General features: G+C 74.3%; 21 protein-coding genes. 5 read left to right on the top strand and 16 right to left on the bottom strand.

Features of this window, described 5'->3' with window-relative positions; all coding sequences use genetic code 11:
• Positions 1-4: 4 nt before the first annotated feature.
• The 6 genes from recR to A6Q81_RS03065 are packed head-to-tail and all read right to left on the bottom strand — an operon-like array spanning position 5 to position 8,421.
• Positions 5-604 (bottom strand): recombination mediator RecR, encoded by a 600-nt coding sequence (gene recR / locus A6Q81_RS03090; RefSeq protein WP_067853732.1) that lies wholly within the window; start codon positions 602-604, stop codon positions 5-7.
• 60 nt (positions 605-664) lie between these two features.
• Positions 665-1,816 (bottom strand): acyl-CoA dehydrogenase family protein, encoded by a 1,152-nt coding sequence (locus tag A6Q81_RS03085; RefSeq protein WP_286689502.1) that lies wholly within the window; start codon positions 1,814-1,816, stop codon positions 665-667.
• A 45-nt stretch (positions 1,817-1,861) separates the two neighbouring features.
• Entirely contained in the window at positions 1,862-4,669 is a 2,808-nt protein-coding gene (locus tag A6Q81_RS03080) for a chorismate-binding protein (RefSeq protein ID WP_286689501.1), read from the bottom strand.
• Positions 4,650-6,755: a DNA polymerase III subunit gamma and tau gene (locus tag A6Q81_RS03075; RefSeq protein ID WP_286689500.1), complete on the bottom strand. Its 2,106-nt coding sequence runs from the start codon at positions 6,753-6,755 to the stop codon at positions 4,650-4,652. Before A6Q81_RS03075 ends, A6Q81_RS03080 begins: the two co-directional genes overlap by 20 nt.
• 46 nt (positions 6,756-6,801) lie before the next feature.
• Positions 6,802-7,389: an LON peptidase substrate-binding domain-containing protein gene (locus A6Q81_RS03070; RefSeq protein WP_236749855.1), complete on the bottom strand. Its 588-nt coding sequence runs from the start codon at positions 7,387-7,389 to the stop codon at positions 6,802-6,804.
• A gap of 45 nt (positions 7,390-7,434) precedes the next feature.
• A complete protein-coding gene (locus A6Q81_RS03065; protein WP_067853718.1) occupies positions 7,435-8,421 on the bottom strand; it encodes an alpha/beta hydrolase in 987 nt (328 codons plus the stop codon).
• 264 nt (positions 8,422-8,685) lie between these two features.
• Here A6Q81_RS03065 and A6Q81_RS03060 point away from each other — a divergent pair, with 264 nt between their 5' ends.
• Together A6Q81_RS03060 and A6Q81_RS03055 are read left to right on the top strand one after the other, a co-directional pair.
• Complete coding sequence (locus A6Q81_RS03060) at positions 8,686-9,618, top strand: iron-containing redox enzyme family protein (protein ID WP_286689499.1); 933 nt, start codon at positions 8,686-8,688, stop codon at positions 9,616-9,618.
• Positions 9,615-9,827, top strand: coding sequence for a CDGSH iron-sulfur domain-containing protein (locus tag A6Q81_RS03055; protein WP_286689498.1), 213 nt, complete (start codon positions 9,615-9,617; stop codon positions 9,825-9,827). The genes A6Q81_RS03060 and A6Q81_RS03055 overlap by 4 nt, the downstream gene beginning before the upstream one ends.
• Positions 9,828-9,897: 70 nt before the next feature.
• On the opposite strand, the gene A6Q81_RS03050 is transcribed toward A6Q81_RS03055, so the two are convergent.
• On the bottom strand, positions 9,898-11,076 hold the full coding sequence (locus A6Q81_RS03050; RefSeq protein WP_286689497.1) for an alcohol dehydrogenase catalytic domain-containing protein: 1,179 nt from the start codon (positions 11,074-11,076) through the stop codon (positions 9,898-9,900).
• A 130-nt stretch (positions 11,077-11,206) separates the two neighbouring features.
• Between A6Q81_RS03050 and A6Q81_RS03045 the strand changes: the two genes are divergently transcribed.
• Positions 11,207-11,698, top strand: coding sequence for a hypothetical protein (locus A6Q81_RS03045; protein WP_286689496.1), 492 nt, complete (start codon positions 11,207-11,209; stop codon positions 11,696-11,698).
• A gap of 49 nt (positions 11,699-11,747) precedes the next feature.
• On the opposite strand, the gene A6Q81_RS03040 is transcribed toward A6Q81_RS03045, so the two are convergent.
• From A6Q81_RS03040 to A6Q81_RS03020, 5 genes are all read right to left on the bottom strand, one after another.
• On the bottom strand, positions 11,748-11,933 hold the full coding sequence (locus A6Q81_RS03040) for a hypothetical protein (protein ID WP_286689495.1): 186 nt from the start codon (positions 11,931-11,933) through the stop codon (positions 11,748-11,750).
• Positions 11,934-12,016: 83 nt separating this feature from the next.
• A complete protein-coding gene (locus A6Q81_RS03035) occupies positions 12,017-12,190 on the bottom strand; it encodes a hypothetical protein (protein ID WP_286689494.1) in 174 nt (57 codons plus the stop codon).
• 35 nt (positions 12,191-12,225) lie between these two features.
• On the bottom strand, positions 12,226-12,378 hold the full coding sequence (locus A6Q81_RS03030; RefSeq protein WP_286689493.1) for a hypothetical protein: 153 nt from the start codon (positions 12,376-12,378) through the stop codon (positions 12,226-12,228).
• A 37-nt stretch (positions 12,379-12,415) separates the two neighbouring features.
• Entirely contained in the window at positions 12,416-13,171 is a 756-nt protein-coding gene (locus A6Q81_RS03025; RefSeq protein ID WP_286689492.1) for a sigma-70 family RNA polymerase sigma factor, read from the bottom strand.
• Positions 13,172-13,246: 75 nt separating this feature from the next.
• On the bottom strand, positions 13,247-13,882 hold the full coding sequence (locus A6Q81_RS03020) for a methyltransferase (protein WP_286689491.1): 636 nt from the start codon (positions 13,880-13,882) through the stop codon (positions 13,247-13,249).
• A gap of 190 nt (positions 13,883-14,072) precedes the next feature.
• Here A6Q81_RS03020 and A6Q81_RS03015 point away from each other — a divergent pair, with 190 nt between their 5' ends.
• Entirely contained in the window at positions 14,073-14,711 is a 639-nt protein-coding gene (locus A6Q81_RS03015) for a sigma-70 family RNA polymerase sigma factor (RefSeq protein ID WP_286689490.1), read from the top strand.
• Between the two features lie 277 nt (positions 14,712-14,988).
• Here A6Q81_RS03015 and A6Q81_RS03010 read toward each other — a convergent pair whose 3' ends face one another.
• From A6Q81_RS03010 to A6Q81_RS02995, 4 genes are read right to left on the bottom strand one after another with little or no spacing between them, the layout of a single operon-like run.
• Positions 14,989-16,539, bottom strand: coding sequence for a fused MFS/spermidine synthase (locus tag A6Q81_RS03010; RefSeq protein WP_286689489.1), 1,551 nt, complete (start codon positions 16,537-16,539; stop codon positions 14,989-14,991).
• A 58-nt stretch (positions 16,540-16,597) separates the two neighbouring features.
• Positions 16,598-16,876, bottom strand: a complete 279-nt coding sequence (locus A6Q81_RS03005) for a DUF7218 family protein (RefSeq protein ID WP_286689488.1) — start codon at positions 16,874-16,876, stop codon at positions 16,598-16,600.
• A gap of 25 nt (positions 16,877-16,901) precedes the next feature.
• Positions 16,902-17,759 (bottom strand): glucose 1-dehydrogenase, encoded by an 858-nt coding sequence (locus tag A6Q81_RS03000; RefSeq protein WP_286689487.1) that lies wholly within the window; start codon positions 17,757-17,759, stop codon positions 16,902-16,904.
• Positions 17,756-18,340, bottom strand: coding sequence for a hypothetical protein (locus A6Q81_RS02995; RefSeq protein ID WP_286689486.1), 585 nt, complete (start codon positions 18,338-18,340; stop codon positions 17,756-17,758). The genes A6Q81_RS03000 and A6Q81_RS02995 overlap by 4 nt, the downstream gene beginning before the upstream one ends.
• 75 nt (positions 18,341-18,415) lie before the next feature.
• Between A6Q81_RS02995 and A6Q81_RS02990 the strand changes: the two genes are divergently transcribed.
• Complete coding sequence (locus A6Q81_RS02990) at positions 18,416-18,961, top strand: hemerythrin domain-containing protein (protein ID WP_286689485.1); 546 nt, start codon at positions 18,416-18,418, stop codon at positions 18,959-18,961.
• Positions 18,962-19,042: the final 81 nt, after the last annotated feature.

The raw sequence follows: 19,042 nt of genomic DNA, 5'->3' as shown, positions 1-19,042 counted from the left end.
CGCGTCAGCCGGCGATGGCGGTGCGGCCCTCGAACGCGCGGCCGAGCGTCAGCTCGTCGGCGTACTCGAGGTCGCCGCCGACGGGCAGGCCGCTCGCGAGCTTGCTGACCCGCAGGCCCAGCGTGCTGAGCATCCGGATGAGGTAGGTGGCCGTGGCCTCGCCCTCGAGGTTCGGGTCGGTGGCGATGATCACCTCGGTGACCGTGCCGTCCTGCAGACGCCCGAGCAGCTCGCGGATGCGCAGCTGGTCGGGCCCGACGCCGGCGATCGGGCTGATCGCCCCGCCGAGCACGTGGTAGCGGCCGCGGAACTCGCGGGTCCGCTCGATCGCGACGACGTCCTTGCTCTCCTCCACCACGCACAGCACGGTGGCGTCGCGGCGCGGGTCGGAGCAGATGCGGCACTCGACGTCGACCGTGACGTTCCCGCACACGGCGCAGAAGTGCACCTTGTCCTTGACCTCCACGAGGACCTGCGCCAGACGACGGACGTCGGCGGGGTCGGCGTCGAGCAGGTGGAAGGCGATCCGCTGGGCGCTCTTCGGACCGACCCCGGGCAGCTGCCCGAGCTCGTCGATGAGGTCCTGGATCACTCCGTCGTACACAAGGAGCAAGTCTAGGCCCGACGGCGCGACGACGGCGTCCGGCGCGCGGTCGCGACCGCGTCAGACGAACGCGTTGATCCCCGTCTCGGCCCGCCCGATCAAGAGCTTCTGCACCTGGCTGGTGCCCTCGTAGAGCGTCATCACCCGGGCGTCGCGCAGGTACTTCTGCACCGGGTACTCGTCGATGAAGCCGTACCCGCCGAACGCCTGCACGGCGAGGTTCGCCGCCCGAACCGCCGCCTCCGACGCGAACAGCTTGGCCTTCGACGCCGCCGTCCCGAACGGCTCGCCGCGCTGCATGAGATCGGCGGCCCGCCAGGTGAGCAGCCGCGCCGCGTCGGCGTCGACGCTCATGTCGGCGATCATCTCCTGCACGAGCTGGTACGACGCGATCGGCTGGCCGAACTGCTCCCGCTGGCCGGTGTACGCGACGGTCTCCTCGAGGCAGCCCTGGACGATGCCGACGCAGCTCGCCGCGATCGTCACCCGGCCCTTGTCGAGCGTCTGCATCGCGATCTTGAAGCCCTGGCCCACCTCGCCGAGCAGCGCGTCGGCGGGCACGCGGACGCCGTCGAACGACAGCGCCGCGGTGGCCTGGCCGCGCAGGCCGAGCTTGCCCTTGATCTCCGTCGCCTCGAAGCCGGGCGTGTCGGTCGGCACGAGGAACGCCGAGACGCCGCGCGGGCCGTCGTCGCTGGTGCGGGCGAAGACGAGGGCGACGTCGGCCCAGGTGCCGTTGGTGATGAACACCTTGGAGCCGTCGATCACCCAGTCGTCACCGTCGCGGCGGGCGCGGGTGCGCAGGTTGCCGGCGTCGGAGCCGTGGCCGGGCTCGGTGAGCCCGAAGCAGCCGAGGATCCGGCCGGCCGCGATGTCGGGCAGCCAGCGCTGCTTCTGCCCCTCGGTACCGTGCCGCAGGACGGACGTGCCGAACAGCCCGGAGGAGACCGAGACGATGCCGCGGATCGCGGAGTCGGCGCGGCCCAACTCCTCCGCCGCGAGGACGTAGGTGAGGTAGTCGCCGCCGACGCCGCCGTACTCCTCGGGGATGGTCAGGCCGAAGAACCCGATCTCGCCGAGCCTCGGGATGATCGCGAGGTCGACGGACTCCGCGCGGTCCCACGCGGCCCGGTGCGGCACGACCTCCCGATCGAGGAAGTCGCGGGCCAGGGCGCGGAATCCGGCCTGCTCGTCGGTGAGGGTCAGGTCCATGGCTCCGATGCTGCCACGCGGAGGCGATCGCGGCCGACGCCGACCTCAGGCGTCGAGAAAGGTGGCGAGCAGGTCGTGCCCGTGGCTGGTCAGGATCGACTCGGGGTGCCACTGCACGCCCTCGACCGGGTGGGTCGCGTGCCGCAGCCCCATCACCACGCCCGACGCGGTGCGGCTCGTGACGACGAGGTCCGTCGGCAGGCTGGCCTCCTCGGCCACCAGCGAGTGGTACCGGGCCACGACGAGGGGCGTGGGCAGCCCGGCGTGCAGGCCGAGCCCGTCGTGGTGGACCAACGACGGCTTGCCGTGCACCACCTGGGGTGCGCGGACCACGCGCGCCCCGTAGGCCTCGGCGATCGCCTGGTGCCCGAGGCACACGCCGAGCAGCGGCGTCGTGGGGCCGAGCCGGCGGACGACGTCGACGCTGATACCCGCGTCCGAAGGTGCGCCGGGCCCCGGCGACAGCACCACGTGGGTCAGGTCCCCCGCCGACCGCGCGGCGAGGAGCTGCTCGACACCGACCTCGTCGTTGCGGACGACGTCGGCATCGGCGCCGAGCTCGCGCACGTACTGCACGAGGTTGAACACGAACGAGTCGTAGTTGTCGACGAACAGCACCCGCGCCGCCCGCCCCCTCCCCCGCTGACCGTGACGTTCGCGGGGCGAGAACCCGGGTTCGGGCCCGGAGACGTCACGGTCAGGGGGGTGGGGGGAGGCGAGCGAGGTGGAGAGGAGGGTGGTGAGGGGGCCGGGGGCGGACCAGGTGCCGACCCCCTCGACCTCGTGCACCGGCACGACCCCGCGCAGGGCGTTCGTGACGAAGACCTCCGACGCCGCCACGAGGTCGGAGCGCGTGAGCCGACGCTGGCGCAACGGCACCCCGGCGCGCAGGAGGGCGTCGACCACCCGGGCGCGCTGGGTGCCGGGCAGCACCCGGCCGTCGAGCGGCGGGGTGTGCACGCCGTCGTCGAGCACGCAGAACACCGAGGTGCGGCCACCCTCCAGCACCGAGCCGTCGACGTCGACCAGCAGCAGCTCGTCGGCCCCGGCCGGAGGCTCGAGCGGGCCACGGTCGACCCACTTGTGGCTGCCCCATCCCCCCGGGACCTCGCGCGGCACGAGCCGCCACGACGCGGGTGCGGGCGCCAGCGGGGCGTCGACGAGCCGGACCCGCACCGGCACGGCGTGGTCGTCGGCGTCGCCCGGCGGCTCGAGCGGCACCGCCTCGACCCGCAGACGGTGCCGGCCGGGCGGAAGGCTCGCCGCCCGCCGCGCCACCGCGTCGTCGAGCCCCTCCCGGACGCTGCTGCCGTAGACGGCGCGGACGCTGGCGTCGAGACGGGCCAGGTGCGACGCGACGTCGACGGCCCGCCCGTCGTCCACGAGCAGGGTGGTGAACACGCCGCGACCCACGTCGGCGGACCAGTCGCCCGCCGACCGGTGCGGCGCCGAGACCGCGGGCGCGGGACGCGGGACGTCGTCGACGAGGGTGCCACCGACGGCCTCGACCACCGGACGCGCCTTCACGAACACCTCGGCCAGCTCGGCCTGCGGGTCGGAGTCGGCCACGATGCCGCCTCCCACGCCGAGCCACGCCCGCCCCCGCGCCATCTCCAGGGTGCGGATGACGACGTTCGCCTCGAGACCGGCGAGCGGGCTCACGTGGCCGATCGCGCCCGTGTACGCCTCCCGCCCGGTCGCCTCGAGCTCCGCCGCCACCTCCATCGCGCGCACCTTCGGCGCACCCGTGACCGACCCCGGGGGGAACGTGGCCCGCCACAGGTCGGCGTCGTCGACGTCGGGCGCGAGGCGGCCCACGACGTCGGAGACCAGCTGCCACACGGCGTGCCGCTCCGGCCGGACGAGGGCGGGCACCCGCACGCTGCCCGGCGCGCACACCCGGCCGAGGTCGTTGCGCATCAGGTCGACGATCATGACGTTCTCGGCACGGTCCTTCGCCGAGGCCGCGAGCGTCTCGGCCGCCGCGGCGTCGTCCTGCGGCCCGACGCCGCGCGGCGCGGTGCCCTTGATCGGCGACGTCAGCACCTCATGGCCCGTGCGGCGCAGGAAGAGCTCCGGCGAGAACGACGCGACGCCCTCGCCGCTGCCGGCCGGGCCACCCACGAACGCGCCGTAGGCCGGGCGGAGGAGCTGTGCCCCTGCACAGAAGACGTCGACCGGGTGACCCTGCACGTCGCCCTCCAGACGCGCGCAGAGGTTCACCTGGAAGAGGTCGCCCGCGTGCACGTGCTCGACGGCCCGCGCGACCGCCGCCACGTGCTCCTCGGGCGACGCCACCAGCCGCAGCGGGCCGACGTCGTGCGCGACGGGCCCCGGCGCGGGACCCTCGAGCGCCGCCAGCACCGGCGCGACGTCGACGTCGCCCAGCCACTCCAGCCACCACGTGCCGCGGCTGCGTCGCAGCACCCACGCGTAGAACGCCAGCCGCGCGTCGGGCTGCTCGACGGGGCGGGCACGAGCCGGTGGCACCCGCTCCAGCCGCCCGCCGAGGCGGTACCCCCACAGCCCGATCCAGCCACCCCCGAAGCCGGCCGCCCCGTCGGACGACGCCCCGAGCGCGACCTCGGGCAGCGACAGGTCGAACGGGTCGTCGACCTCGGGGTCGAGCACCCGCACGGGGTCGCAGGCCACCAGCGCGTCGCCCTGGTGCCACGCACCGACCAGCGCCACCGGACGGTCGCGGCCGCGGAAGCGTCGCAGCACCTCCAGCGGACCCTCTTCGAGCCCGAGGCGCCGCCGGTGCACCGTCACGGCCGCACCGGCACCCCCGGCTGCGCCGTCCGCCGCCCGGGGCCCGGCACCCCCGCCGGGATCAGCCGTGGTCGATCTCATCGATCACCCGCGCACCCAGCTCCCGCGAGAGGAGCTGCTCGGGGTCGGCGCCCTGGTCGACGACCGGGTCGTCGGGGTGCGCCGCGAGGTCGGGATCCTCCGGCGGTGCCACCGAGCCGGGCTCGCGCATGGCCTGCCGGACCGCCTCGGGTGCGCCCACGCCACGACCCTGCCCCGACGGCGCCGGGGCGGCCTGCTGGGCCGCGGGCGCCGAGGGCTGCGGCGTGCTGGCCGCGCGCGGGTCGACCGACGGGTCGACGATCGCCTCGATCCGCCACTGCACGCCGATGACCTGCTGCAGCGCCTGCTGCACGTACTCGGCCGACCCGCTCGCGACGAACGAGTCGCGCGCACCAGCGTTGACCAGCGCGATCGTCAACGTCTGGCCGTCGAGCGCCTGCACCTGCGCGTTCTGGCTCAGCATGATCCAGGTGAAGCGGCGCAGCCCCTTGATGACCTCGAGCACCTCGGGCCAGAGCCGGCGCACGTCGGCCACCCCCATGCCCCCCGCCGCAGGCGCCGCCGGGGCCGACTGCTGGGCCGGGGGCTCAGGACGGTGCCGAGGCTGCTGCGTCTGGGGCTGCGGGGACGGCGGCTGGTGGGGCTGCGGCTGCTGGGGCTGGGGCTGCGTCGGAGGCTCGGGCGCCGACAGGGTCGGCGCGGCGTCCTCGGGAGGCGCAGACCGCCCGACCTGCTCCTCGACGTCCCACGGCGGCAGGTCCGGCGGCTCGGGGACGTCGTCGGGCTCCGCGACAGGTGCCGACGCCGCTGCGCCGGCCTGCCGCAGGGCCGCCTCGCGCGGGCTGGACGGCTGGGCCGCAGAAGCCTGAGGCGCCGACGACTGGGGCGCGGGGGGCGCTGCCGCGACGCTGGGCGCCGGCGCGGGACGGGTGTCGACCGGCACCTGGTCGGCCGGTACGCCACCCATGGAGAGCCGCTTCTCGAGCCGGTCGACCCGGGCGACCACGCCCGACGCGTCGGAGGCCGGCACCAGGATGCGCGCGCACATGAGCTCGAGCAGCAGACGCGGCGCGGTCGCACCGCGGAACTCGGTGAGCGCCGCGTTGACGATGTCGGCCATACGCGTCAGGTCGGCCGGGCCGAACGACGTGGCCTGCCCCTGCAGCCGCTCGGCCCGGTCGCCCGGCACGTCGAGCAGACCGGTGACGAGCGCGTCGGGCACGGCCCGCAGCACGACGAGGTCGCGCAGCCGCTGCAGCAGGTCCTCGGCGAAGCGCCGCGGGTCCTGCCCTGACTCGATGATCTTGTCGACGACGCCGAACACCGTGGCGCCGTCGGACGCACCGAACGCCCCGACGGCCTCGTCGAGCAGCGAGTCGGGGGTGTACCCCAGCAGCTGCACGGCGAGGTCGTAGGTGACGCCCTCCGGCCCGGCCCCGCCCAGCAGCTGGTCGAGGACGCTGAGGGTGTCGCGCACCGAGCCGGCACCAGCGCGGACCACGAGCGGGAGCGCGGCCGGCTCGAGGCGCACGCCCTCGGCCTCGCACAGCTGGTTCAGGTAGTCGCCGAGCGCCTTCGGCGGGACCAGCCGGAACGGGTAGTGGTGCGTACGGGACCGGATGGTGCCGATCACCTTGTCGGGCTCGGTGGTGGCGAAGATGAACTTCAGGTGCGGCGGCGGCTCCTCGACGAGCTTGAGCAGCGCGTTGAAGCCCTGCGGGCTCACCATGTGCGCCTCGTCGATGATGTAGACCTTGTACCGGCTGCTGATCGGCGCGAAGAACGCGCGCTCGCGCAGGTCGCGGGCGTCGTCGACGCCACCGTGGCTCGCGGCGTCGATCTCGATGACGTCGACGCTGCCCGGGCCGCCGCGCGCGAGGTCGCGGCAGCTCTGGCACTCCCCGCACGGGTCGGAGACCGGCGCCTGCTCGCAGTTCAGGGCGCGCGCCAGGATGCGGGCGCTGGTGGTCTTGCCGCAGCCACGCGGGCCGGAGAACAGGTACGCGTGGTTGACCCGGTTGGCGGCCAGCGCGTGGCGGAGCGGGTCGGTGACGTGCTCCTGCCCGATCACCTCGGCGAACGTCTCGGGACGGTACCGGCGGTAGAGGGCGAGAGGGGCATCCACGGCCCCGAGCCTAGCCGCGCCGCCCGACACGGGTCACGGCGTGCGGTCAGCCGCCGGAGCCGAAGGCCTCGTGCAGCGCGACGGCCTGCTCGTAGGCGTCGTCGACCGCTGCCAGCAGGGCGCTCGCCGACGTCGCCCGCAGCAGGCCGAGCCGGTCGTAGGGGCCCATCGGGCAGCCGTCCGCAAGGTGCCAGCAGGCCGCCTCGAGGTCGTGCGGCGGCGGCTCGGGCGGCATCGCGCCGAGCCGCACCGCCGCGGTCGTGGCGCGCTCGTGCACCTCGGCGACCGCGACCAGGTCGACGTCGAGCTCCAGCGGCGGCAGCTCACGCACCTTGGCCCGCGGGTACGGGTCCTCGGGCAGCCAGCCCTCGACCTCGACCCGCCGTCCGCCCACGGCCACCAGGCCCATCTCCTGCTGGCGCGGCTCGACCTGCACCACGCGGCCCACCGTCGCGGTCGAGAACCGGGAGTCCCCGCCGCCCGTCTCGACCCCGCGCTCGATCAGCACGAACCCGATCTCGGGCTCGTCGTCGGCGAGGACGTCGGCGAGCAGCGCCAGGTAGCGCGGCTCGAACAGCCGCAGGGGCAGCAGGCCTCCCGGGAGCAGGACGGTCCCGAGCGGGAACATGGGCATGGCGGTCACGGTCCAGGTGTACCCCACCGCGCCGGGGCGCGCCGGTCAGATCAGCGAGCTCGTGCGCAACCAGGTGTCGACCGCCTCGTAGGCGGCCTCGCGCGGCTCCTTCAACGACAGGAACACGTCGTGCCGGGCGTCCGGGACCGGCAGCGACGTGACCGCGTCGCCGAGGCAGCCGGCCCAGCGGGCGATCTGCTTGACGTCGAGCACGGCGTCGGCGCGGTCGACCTCCTCCGACCACGACCGCGCGAAGCGGCTCTTGTCCGAGCGCAGCACGAGCGACGGGACGCCGACGTCGAGCCCGCGGTGCAGACGCGCCTGGCCGGCCCGCACGGCGCCGAGCCAGCCGAAGGTGACCTCGAACCCGTTGAGCGGCTTCAGCGCGACGTCGTAGTCCCACTCCCCGTGGGCGCCGACGTGCAGGCTGCTGCCGTACGCGTCGGTGAACGGCAGCTTCATGACGTCGAACGGCTTGACCCGGCCGATCCCGCGGATCACGACCGTGCCGACCTCGCGCATCCAGGGCTTGCCCTGCAGGTCGAACCACGGGCTGTTCAGCACGAGACCGCTGATGCCCGCGCCCTTCGAGCCCCCCGGACGCCGGTTCAGGCGGTCCAACCACAGCGGGAGCACCAGGCCGCCGGTGGAGTGCGCCGACAACAGCACGGGGCCGTCCGGCACCTCCGCGCGCACCGTGGCGAGGGCGCGGTCGAGCTCGACGTCGTAGTGCGCGAGGTCGGTCACGTGGTGGGCCGTCTGGCCCTCGCGCCGCGACCGGCCGCACTTGCGCAGGTCGAGTGCGTAGAAGGCGAAGCCGCGCTCGGCGAAGAAGTCGGCCATCGCGGTCTGGAAGAAGTAGTCGCTGAAGCCGTGCACGTACAGGACGGCTCGGCGCGCGGGCTCCGCCTCGGTCCAGGTGCGTCGCACGAGCGTGGCGAAGACCTCGCCCTGCCCGTCCGGGTCGTCGCCCAGCGCGTACGTGAGCTGCTCGTAGCCGTCGCCCAGGACGTCGGGCCGCCAGTCGGTCATCGTGCCTCCTCGTGCTCCCCCGGCATCTCGCCGAGGAGAGCCTAGGACACGCGGCCGCGTCCCGCGGGCCGACGGCCACCGGTCCGTCCGGCCACGGCTCGCGCGACGGTGGTGGCGCTCGGGGCGGCGCGGCCCGGCACCCGCACTGCGCGAGGCGGGCACCGGGACCGCGTCACCCACTGGAGTCGTACCCGTTCCCGGTGGTCCGAACCGCCTCGGCCGCGCGGACGTGTCGCCGACCCGTACCCGGGGTACGTGCGGTGCATGAGGATCCCCACGCCGTGCGGTCCGGTGAGCCGGGCCGTGCACGACCACCTGGAGTCCGGCACGCCCCTGCCCGAGCTGCCCGACGCGCCCGACCCGACGTCGCGCGACCACGCGCTCGCGCTGTGGACGCTGCACGAGCTGGCCTACCGCGGGTTCGACGGTGTCGATCCCGACCTGGAGTGGTCGCCCGACGTCCTGCGGGTGCGGAACCGGCTGTCGCGCGACCTCGAGGCGTGGCTGCGGCGACGGTTCGCGGAGGCGACCGTCCCGGGCACCGTCGAGGAGCTCGTCTCGGCCGACACGCAGGCGCCCGGCGTCGCCCGGTTCGTGCGGGAGCGGGCCACCGTCGAGGACGTGGAGCGGATCCTGGTGCAGCGCAGCGTGTACCACCTCAAGGAGGCGGACCCGCAGTGCTTCCTGCTGCCGCGGCTGCGTCCCGCCGCGAAGGCCGCCCTGACCGAGCTCCAGTACGACGAGCTCGGCGACGGTGAACCGGACCTGGTCCACCAGCACCTGTTCGCCCAGGCCCTCGAGGCGGCCGGGCTCGACCCCGGCTACGGCGCGTACGTGGACGACGCCGACGAGGAGACGCTCACGCTCAACAACGCGATCTCGCTGCTGTGCCTCAACCGTCGTCTCGTCCACGCCGCGCTCGGCCACCTGGCGGCCTTCGAGGCGACCAGCGCGCTGCCCAGCGCCGACATGGTGCGCGGGCTGCAGAGGCTCGGGTTCGCGGAGCCGGTGTGGCGGTACTACGACGAGCACGTCGAGGCGGACGCGGTGCACGAGCACCTGGCCCGTCGGATCTGCGACCTCGCGACCGAGGGCGACCCCGCGCTGGAGCGCGAGGTGCTCTTCGGGGCGTTCGTGTGCGTGGACCTGGAGGACCGGTGCGCCGAGCGCCTCGTGCCGACGGCGGTGCCGGCATGAGCGCGGACGGGCCGTCGCGCAAGGAGGCTCGGCGCGAGGCGCTCCGTCGGGCGGCGGCCCAGGGCCCGGCGCTGGTGCGTGGGGTCGACGTCGTGGTGGACCCCGAGGGCGTCGCGAGCCTGGCGCGCCGTCCCGTCGTGGCCCTCTGCCGCTGCGAGGCGTCGACCCGCCTGCCGTGGTGCGACGGCACCCACAAGCGCCTCGTCTGACACTCCTGGACGGTTGCGGGGCGCTCCGACGCCCCGCAACCCCCGGACGTGTCCAGAAGGTGGGGTGGGGTCAGGGCTTGAAGACGACCTTGACGGTGCCGTCCTGCTTCTTCTGGAAGGCGCTGTAGGCCTCAGGGGCGTCCTCGAGCGACGGACGGTGCGTCGCGAAGCCCTCGAGCCCGAGCGGGTCGTCCGAGCGCTCGGCCAGCGGGAGCAGGTCGTCGACCCAGCGCTTCACGTTCGCCTGTCCCATGCGCAGGGTCACCTGCCGGTCGAACAGCTGCTGCATCGGCATCGGGTCGTGCGTGCCGGCGTACACGCCGGAGAGCGAGACCGTCCCGCCCCGTCGCACGAGCTGGGTGGCGAGGTGCAGCGCCGCGAGCCGGTCGACGCTCGCCGACGTCATGACCTGCTTCGCGAGACCGTCGGGCAGCAGCCCGGCCGCCTTCTGCAGCGCCGACGGGCCGGGCGAGCCGTGCGCCTCCATGCCCACCGCGTCGACGACGCCGTCCGCACCGCGTCCTGACGTCGCCTCGAGCACCGCGGCCGCGACGTCGTCCTGCTCCACGTGCAGCACCTCCACCCCGCGGGCACGGGCGCGCTCGAGACGCTCGGGCACGAGGTCGACACCGATCACGCGGACGCCGTGGTGCAGCGCGAGCCGCGAGGCCATGTCGCCGATCGGCCCGAGGCCCACGACGACGAGCGTGTCGCCCTCGTGGACGTCGGCGTAGCGCACCGCCTGCCACGCCGTCGGCATGACGTCGGAGAGGTAGACGTAGCGCTCGTCGGGCAGGTCGGGACCCACCGTGATCGCGCCGTACTCGGCGTGCGGGACGCGCAGGTACTCCGCCTGCCCGCCCGGGACGCTGCCGTACAGCTCGCTGTAGCCGAACAGGGCCGCGCCCATGCCGGAGGAGCGGACCTGCGTCGTCTCGCACTGCGTCTGCAGGCCACGACGGCACATGAAACAGTCGCCGCACGAGATCTGGAACGGGACGACGACCCGGTCGCCGACCGAGAGCCGCGAGACCCCTGACCCGACCTCGACGACCTCGCCCATCGTCTCGTGGCCGAGCACGTCACCCGCGTGCATGAACGGACCCATCACCTCGTAGAGGTGCAGGTCGGAGCCGCAGAGCCCCGTGCTGCTCACCTTCAGCACCACGTCGGTCGGGTCCTCGATGCGGGGGTCCGGCACGTCCATCACCTGCACGTCACGGCGTCCCTGCCACGTCACTGCTCTCACGGGTCCTCCTCGGGTCGGGATGGGTCACGCGGGACGTACCCGACGACCGGAGTCCGACGCCCCGGGCGGACGCGACGCAGCGCACTGCCGGACGGTGCGTCGAGCGGGGACGACGGGGTACGAGGGGGGCATGCTCGTACCTGGAGGATCCCCGATCGCCCACCACGTCCACACGCACCTGGCAGGGTCGGCCGCCGGCATCGACCTGTTCGGTCGCAGCGCGGCCGGGCTGCTCGACCCCGACGCGGCCACCCTCGTCCGCGACATCCAGGAGGAGCTGCTCGACGAGCGTCGGCGCCTGCGCCGCATGGCCGACGACCTGGGCGTCGGCGAGGCCTCCCTGATGACGCTCGCGGCGCGCGCGGGCGAGCGCGCCGCCCGGCTCAAGCCGAACGGGTCGTGGACGGAGCGCACCCCGCTCACCGATCTCGTCGAGCTGGAGGCGATGCGCGTGGCCGTCAACGGCAAGCGCGCGGGATGGCAGGCGCTGCTCGCGGTGGTCGACGTGCACGCGGCGCTCGACCGCGAGGAGCTGGAGATGCTGGCCGAGCAGGCCGCCGAGCAGGACCGCCGGCTCGCCGAGGCGCACCACCGGGCTGCCGCGCGGGCGCTCGTGCACTGACGCCGTCCGCCCTGGGCGCCGTCCGACCTGGGCCGCAGGGGACCCCGCGTCAGGACTCCGACGACTCCTCGTCGCGGCCGCCCTGCTCCTCGTCGTCCAGCTCGGACGCGTCGAGGGACGGCTCCGCCTGCGTGGCGTCGGCCTCGGGCTCGGTGCCGGGGTAGGTGCGGGGGTCGACCTGACGCGTCTCGCTCGCGCCGGGACCGGACTGCGGGGTGCCGCCGAAGGTGCTCATGATCCGGTTCTACCGGCGAACCGGCAGGTCCACACCTCGACCGGGCCCACGGACGGCCCCGATGCCCGCCCTCGGGCCGGCGCTCAGTCGTCGTCCTCGTCCTCGTCGTCGTCGTCCTCCAGCTCCGACGCGTCCAGCGACGGCTCGGTGGGCGGCTCGTCGGTGTCGGGCTCGGTCTCGGGGGACGTCGCGGGGTCGACCGGCGCGTTCCCGTGGGTGCCGGGGCCGGAGTGGGGCGTGCTGCCGAAGGTGCTCATGACCTCCACGTACCCGGGCCCGGCACCGTCACGCGTCAGGACCCGCCGCTGGCGGCGTCGTCGCCCTGGCGATCCTGCGCGTCGTCGCCGAAGGGCTTCTCGTCCAGTCGACGGTCGTCGGTGGAGGTGTCGGTGTCGGTGTCGTCCTGGGTCTCGTCCCGGTCGGGGTCGTGCTGCGATGTGCTCATGCGCAGGGCGTTCCCCGACCGGGACGCGCCATGCGTCTCAGCCGTCGAGGTCGCCCATGCGGTCGCGGACCTGGTCGATCGCCCGCGAGAGCCGCCGCGACACCTGCATCTGGCTGATGCCGAGCCGCTCGCCGATCTCGCGCTGCGTCAGGTCGTCGACGAACCGCAGCTCCAGCAGCCGACGGTCGTCCTCGGTGAGCGACCTGACCGCCGGGACGACGCTCTGCAGTCGCTCGACGGCGTCGAGGTGAGGGTCCTCGGCGCCCACGTGCTCGTGCCCCGGCAGGCCGTCAACGGCCGACGGACGGTCGAGCGACTGCGGCGCGAACGCGTCGTGCGCGGCGTCGGCCTCACGGACCTCGGCGCGGCTGACGTGCAGGCGCTCCGCCACCTCGTCGTCGGTCGGCGTGTGCTGCTGCTCCGTGCGCAGGGCGTCGCGGGCCGCGTTGACGGCGCTCTGCAGCTCCTGCGTGGAGCGCGTCGGACGGACGGCCCACGCCTTGTCGCGGAAGTGGCGCCGCAGCTCGCCCAGGACGGTGGGCACGGCGTAGGCCGCGAACGACCGTCGGGTGGGGTCGAAGCGGCGCACCGCCTTGACCAGCCCGAGCCGGGCCACCTGCTCGAGGTCGTCGGCCTCCACGCCGCGGTCGCGGTAGCGCCGTGCCAGGCGTCGGGCCATCGGGGTGTACTCGGTGACGACGCCGTTCTGGAGCCTCAGCCGCTCCAACGGCGAGGCGTGGGCCGCCTCGTCGAGCGTCTCGCAGGTCCGGGCGTCAGGGTCGGTCGTATCCATGGTGCTGCCTCTCGTCGTACGAGTGCGGCTGCTGGCTCAACCTCCCTTCCACGGCACCACGGGAACGGCCGTACGTCAACCCTCGTGCGGACGCGGACCCGTCCAGGCCTCCGGTCCCAGCAGCGCCAGGACCCCGCGCGAACCACCCTCGCCGGCCTCCCGGACGGCCAGGACCTCCAGCCCGGACGTCTCGCACGTGTGGTCGAGCACCTCCACCTGCTCGACGCTGCCCAGCTGCAGCAGCACGCGGCCGTCCGCCGCCAGGTGCCGCGATGCCGTCCGCACGCAACGTCGGGCGACCTCGAGGCCGTCGATGCCGCCGTCGATCGCCCACACCGGGTCCTCCGGGAACTCCGCGACGCGCTGGCTCGGCACCCACGGAGGGTCCGCCACGACGAGCGCGAACCGCTCAGCGGGGTCGAGCACGGCGTCGAAGCGGCCCTCCCGGACCTCGACGTCCTCCTCGACCTGAGCGGCGTTGAGCCGGGCGAGCGCACAGGCCCGCGGCTCCGCGTCGACCATGACGAGCCGCCGCCCGGTGCCGTGCACGGCGCCCAGGCCGATCTGGCCCGCGCCGGCGCACAGCTCGAGCACGTCGCCGGGCGGCAGGCTCTCGAGGAGCTCGGCGGCCCACGTCGACTGGGCGTACGTCCACGGCCGCGGCTCGAGGACGGTCCCGTCGACCTGGATCTGCAGCGGTCCGAAGGACACGCTCCTGGTGCTCGGTTCCGTCGCCGCGGGGGCGGGCTGGTCGGGGGTCGGTGCTGCGGTGTCCACGACCCACGGCGTACCCCGGCGCCTGCCGGACGAACCGCGCCGAGTTGCGGCGCGCTCGCCAGGGGGTGACAGTGGGGGCGGTTCAGCAGCAGCCACTTCGTCACCCGTCCTTGGGGGGACCGACATGGCTGACTGCAACCCGCTCGTCACCGAGCACCTCGACCTCGCCGCACGACTGGCCCGCGGCTACCGCGGCCGCGGCGTGGAGGACGACGACCTGCTCCAGGTCGCTCGCCTCGCCCTCGTGAAGGCCGCCGAACGCTTCGACGCCGGCGTCGGCGCGTTCGCGCCGTTCGCCGCGAGCACGATCCGCGGCGAGATCAAGCGCTACTTCCGCGACTTCGCCTGGAGCGTGCGTCCGCCCCGGCGGCTGCAGGAGCTGCAGGCGCAGATCGCCGGGGAGACGAGCGCGGGACCTGTCGCGCCCGAGACCCTCGCCGCCCGCCTCGGCGTGCCGCTCGCCGACGTCCGTGAGGCGATGGCGGCGAGCAGCTGCTTCACCAGCGACCGGATCGACGACGAGCTGGGCGCGGGTGCGCTCGACGACGCCGGCTACGCCCGCGTCGAGGCCTGGCTGACCGTCCGCTCGCTCCGGGACAACCTGAGCGAGGACGACCGACGTCTGCTCGCCTGGCGGTTCGTCGACGAGCTGCCGCAGCGCGAGATCGCGACCCGGCTCGGCATCAGCCAGATGCAGGTGTCGAGACGGCTGTCGAACCTGCTGGCGCGGCTGCGGCGCGAGGTGGGCGAAGCCGCCGCCTGAGGGCCACGACGGCTCCTTTCGGCCTGCGGGACCGGCCCGCCGGGTACAGCCTGGCACCAGGACGTCCCCGGGTTGAGCCGACAGCCCGGGGTCGTCCGCATGCCGCAGGCGCCACCGGGTACGTGTCGGACGAGACCTCAGGAGGCCCCCATGAGCGACCACCGTCGATCCCATCGACCACAGGACCCCGTCCGACGCGGCGACGCGTTCCGCCCCGGGGCGCTGCGCGCGGCGATCGTCGGCGCCTGGTCCCGCACCCGACGGCGTGGGCGGCGGGTCAGGCGCCCGCGCGCGTCGTGAGCAGCTGGTCGACCGGCGCGTAGTCGTCGGTCAGCACCGGCGCGTCACCGACCCAGCGGTCGAGCGTCGAGCCTGCGAGGACCGTCCAGCCCACCTGACGCCGGTCGAGCTGGGCGCGCAAGGCGTCGACGTCGAGCGGACGCTCCGACGCGACCATCACGAGGTTGCCGCCCTCGACCTCGTCCGCCGAGGCTGGGCTGCTCGTCGAGGCGGGGCCGGCGGAGGCGGGGGCCGGCGCGCCGAGCACGGCGACGTGCGGCCACCGCTCCTGCAGCGTGCGCGCCTCGGCCCGGGCGAGCCGCAGCCGGCCGTGGTCGATGAGGTTGAGCACGTACACGCCGTCGCCGTCCAGGGCACGGTGCACCTCGTCGAGCATCTCGAGGGTCGTCAGGTGCCACGGCACGCTGACTCCGCCGAACGCGTCGCCGACGACGAGGTCGAGGCTGCCCGCGTCGACGTCGCGCATGCCGAGCCGACCGTCCTCCACACGCACCTGCAGGGCCCGGCTGGTGCGCAGCCCGAGGTCCTCGCGGTCGAGCTGGACCACGCCGCCGTCGATCTCGGAGACGACGCTCGTGCTGCCCGGCCGGGTGGCGGCGAGCCAGCGCGGCATCGTCACGCCGCCGGCGCCCAGGTGGTGGGCCCTCAGCGGACCGTCGCCCGGGAACATCGCGTCGATCGCCGCCGCGTAGGCACGCGTGTAGGAGAACTCGAGGTACGTGGGGTCGTCGAGGTCGACGAAGGAGTGCCGCAGGCCGTCGAGCACGAGGAGCCGGCCGCCGGTGCTGCTGCCGGCGGCCTCGACGGTCGCGCAGTGGTAGGTGGTCTCGACCTCGCAGCCGCTCGGCACGAGCCCCGCGGTCCCCCCGGCCAGCAGGGCGCCGCCGACGGCGAGCAGCCCGACCGCCGGGCCGCGTCGACGCAGCTCGAACGCCGCGGCGGCGACGCCGAGGAGCACGCCGAGGCCGACGAGGATGGCGCTCACGCGCACGTGGGAGATGAGCACGAACCCGGTGAGGACGGTGCCGACGATGGCACCGACGGTGCCGATGCCCGAGAGTCGGCCCACGACGGTCCCGGTCTCGCCGAGGTCGTGCAGGAGCAGCTTCGTGACCATCGGCGTGACCGCCGACAGCAGCGCGCCGGGCACGACGATCGTCGCGGCCGCGACCAGGAACAGCAGCGCCGACGAGCCCGGCTCGGCAGCCGCGCGGACGGCGAACGGCGTCAGCGCCACCACGACGCCCGACACGCCGAGGAGCGGGGCGACGGCGCTGCGGGGGTCGATGCGGTCGGCGGCGCGGCCGCCGGCCCACGAGCCTGCCGCGATCGCCGCGAGGGCCAGACCGATGACGGTCGTCGACGTCTCCAGTGTCAGCCCCAGGTAGGGAGCGAGGAGCCGCAGCGCCACGATCTCGACCACGAGCACCGCCGCGGACGAGCCGAACACCAGCGCTCCGGCCGTGAGGTCGCCGATGCCCGGCTGCGCCGGCTCGGGCGCGGACGGGTCCGGGGCGGCGTCGCTCATGACGCCATCCTCCCAGCCCATGCCCCTTTCCGGGCGGTAGGTGCGGGGAGGTCGGCCGTCAGTGGTTCCGGAGCTTCTCGATGAGGTCGTCCTTGCGCAGGTCGGAGTAGCCCTCGACGCCGAGCTCCTTGGCCCGGTCCTTCAGCTCCTCGACCGTCCAGTCCTCGTACGACCCGGACTCCCCGCCGCGCTTCCCGACGGTCTTCTTGCCGTCGCGCGCGGCGGCGTTGGAGATCCGCGCCGCCTTCTCCTTCGAGGCGCCGTCGTCGCGCAGCGCCTCGTACATCTCGGGGTTCTTCAGCGACGGCTCGTCGCGTGCGTCCTTGCCTGCGGGCATGGCGTCCTCCTCGGTGGGTGGCGGCTCAGAAGACCGGCTTGCCGCCGGTCACCCCGAGCACGGTGCCAGAGACATAGCTCGCGTCGCGCTCGGAGGCCAGGAACACGAAGGCCGGCGCGACCTCGGCGGGCTGCCCGGCGCGACCGAGCGGGGTGTCGGAGCCGAACTGCTCGAGCTTCTCCGGAGGCTGGGTGGCGGGCTGCAGCGGGGTCCAGATCGGGCCGGGCGCCACAGCGTTCACGCGGATGCCGTCGCCGCCGAGCTCGGCGGCGAGGTTGACCGTGAGGTTGTTGAGCGCGGCCTTCGTCGACGCGTAGTCCAGCAGCGACGTCGAGGGCTCGTACGCCTGGATCGACGTGTTGTTCACGACGCTCCCGCGACGCTCGCGCAGGTGCGGCACGGCCGCCCGCGTGAGCCAGAAGGTGGCGTACAGGTTGGTCTTGAGGACCCGGTCGAGGTTCTCGTCGGTGATCGCCTCGATGCCCTCCTCGCGCGCCATCTGGTAGCCGGCGTTGTTCACGAGCACGTCGAGGCCACCCAGCTCGTCGACCGTGCGGGCCACGACGTCGTCGCACGCCGCACGATCGCGCAGGTCGACCTCGACGGCGAGCGCGCGACGGCCGGCGTCCTCGACCCACCGCGCGGTCTCGGCGGCGTCGTCGGCCTCCTCGGGCTGGTACGTGAAGGCGACGTCGGCGCCCTCGCGGGCGTAGGCGATCGCGACGGCGCGGCCGATGCCGGAGTCACCACCGGTCACGAGCGCGACCTTGCCCTCGAGCCTGCCGTGGCCGACGTAGGACTCCTCGCCGTGGTCGGGTCGAGGGTCCATCGCCGCGGTGCTGCCGGGCGGGTCCTGCTGCTGGGCGGGGAAGCCGTCGCTCATCGGATACCTGTCTCGTCGGGGGCGGGGGTCGGCTCGAGGGGGACCTCGGGCACGTCGTCGGGGTCGGTCGGCTCGACCGGCTCGACGTCGGGGTCGGGCAGGGGTGCATCGGGCGCGAGGGTCATGCGGACTCCTTCGGTCAAGGTCGTGACCTCGACGTTCCCCCGGATCCGGAAGCCATGCATCTCGGACCGGCCGAGGACGTCGGGTGCGGGTCCGCCGGCGCCGGACTCACCGACGTCGGGCTCGAGCAGCATGAGCCGCAGACCGGGCTCGGTGCGGCGGGCGACCCACCGGGCCACCGTCGACACCGCGCCGAGGCCGTCGGGCACGTCCTGACGTCGCGCACGGCACCACACGCCGTCGTGTCGCAGGACCAGCACGAACCGCCGTCGGGCCAGCCGGTGCCACGCAGCCTGCGTGTCCGCCGGCGGGTCCACGTCGGCCGGCACCAGGCAGAGCACGGCGTCGCGGTCGGGCGCGTCCTCGAGGGCGAGCAGCTGCTGGCGGTCCCGGTCGTCGTCGACGCTCAGCACGACGACGCCGGGACGGTCGCGCGCGGTCTCCAGGAGACGGGTCATGTGCACGCCGTACCCGGGGCGGCGCCGGCCATGCGCCGACGTGCGCAGGGTCTCCCCCGTGCCTACGCTCGCCGCATGAGCATCGACACCACCATCGACCTGGGCCGGCCCGTCTCGGGCGACGTCGTCGACCTGATCCTCGACGACCACCGTCGCTTCGAGGACCTGCTGCGCCAGCTGCGCAGCACCGCGTCGGACCGTGATGCCGTCCGCCAGGCCTTCGCGGCCCTGCACGTCGCGCACGCCGAGGCGGAGGAGCGGCACGTGTACCCGCAGCTGAAGAAGCGGCGCGCCGTGGACGCCCACGAGGCCGACCACGGCGAGCACGAGCACGCCGAGGGCAACGAGGCGCTCCTGGCCGTCCTCGAGTGCGCCTCGACCGACACCCAGAAGTTCGACGACGCCGTCGAGGAGCTGACCCGCCTGATCAGCCACCACCTCACCGAGGAGGAGCTGACGATCCTCAACCCGGCGCGCGAGGAGCTCGGCCCCGAGGTCCTCGCCCGGCTCGGCGAGGCGTTCGCGACGGAGCGCAACCAGCAGATCGACGCCGACTGCGGGCGGACGGAGAACGTGCGCCGCCTGGTGGAGGAGGCCCGCGCGGAGGGTCTGATCGACTAGGAGTGACCCGGTCGAGGGACGCACCGCACCCATGTGGTTCGCTGTCCCTCGGTTGAGCAGCAGCCGACGACCTCGCACGCC

It is taken from the genome of Aeromicrobium sp. REDSEA-S38_B2 (assembly GCF_001628525.1).
GTDB classification, from domain to species: Bacteria; Actinomycetota; Actinomycetes; order Propionibacteriales; family Nocardioidaceae; genus Aeromicrobium; species Aeromicrobium erythreum.
The sequence above is the reverse complement of the archived record's forward strand: the minus strand, read 5'-3'. Positions and strand labels throughout refer to the sequence as shown.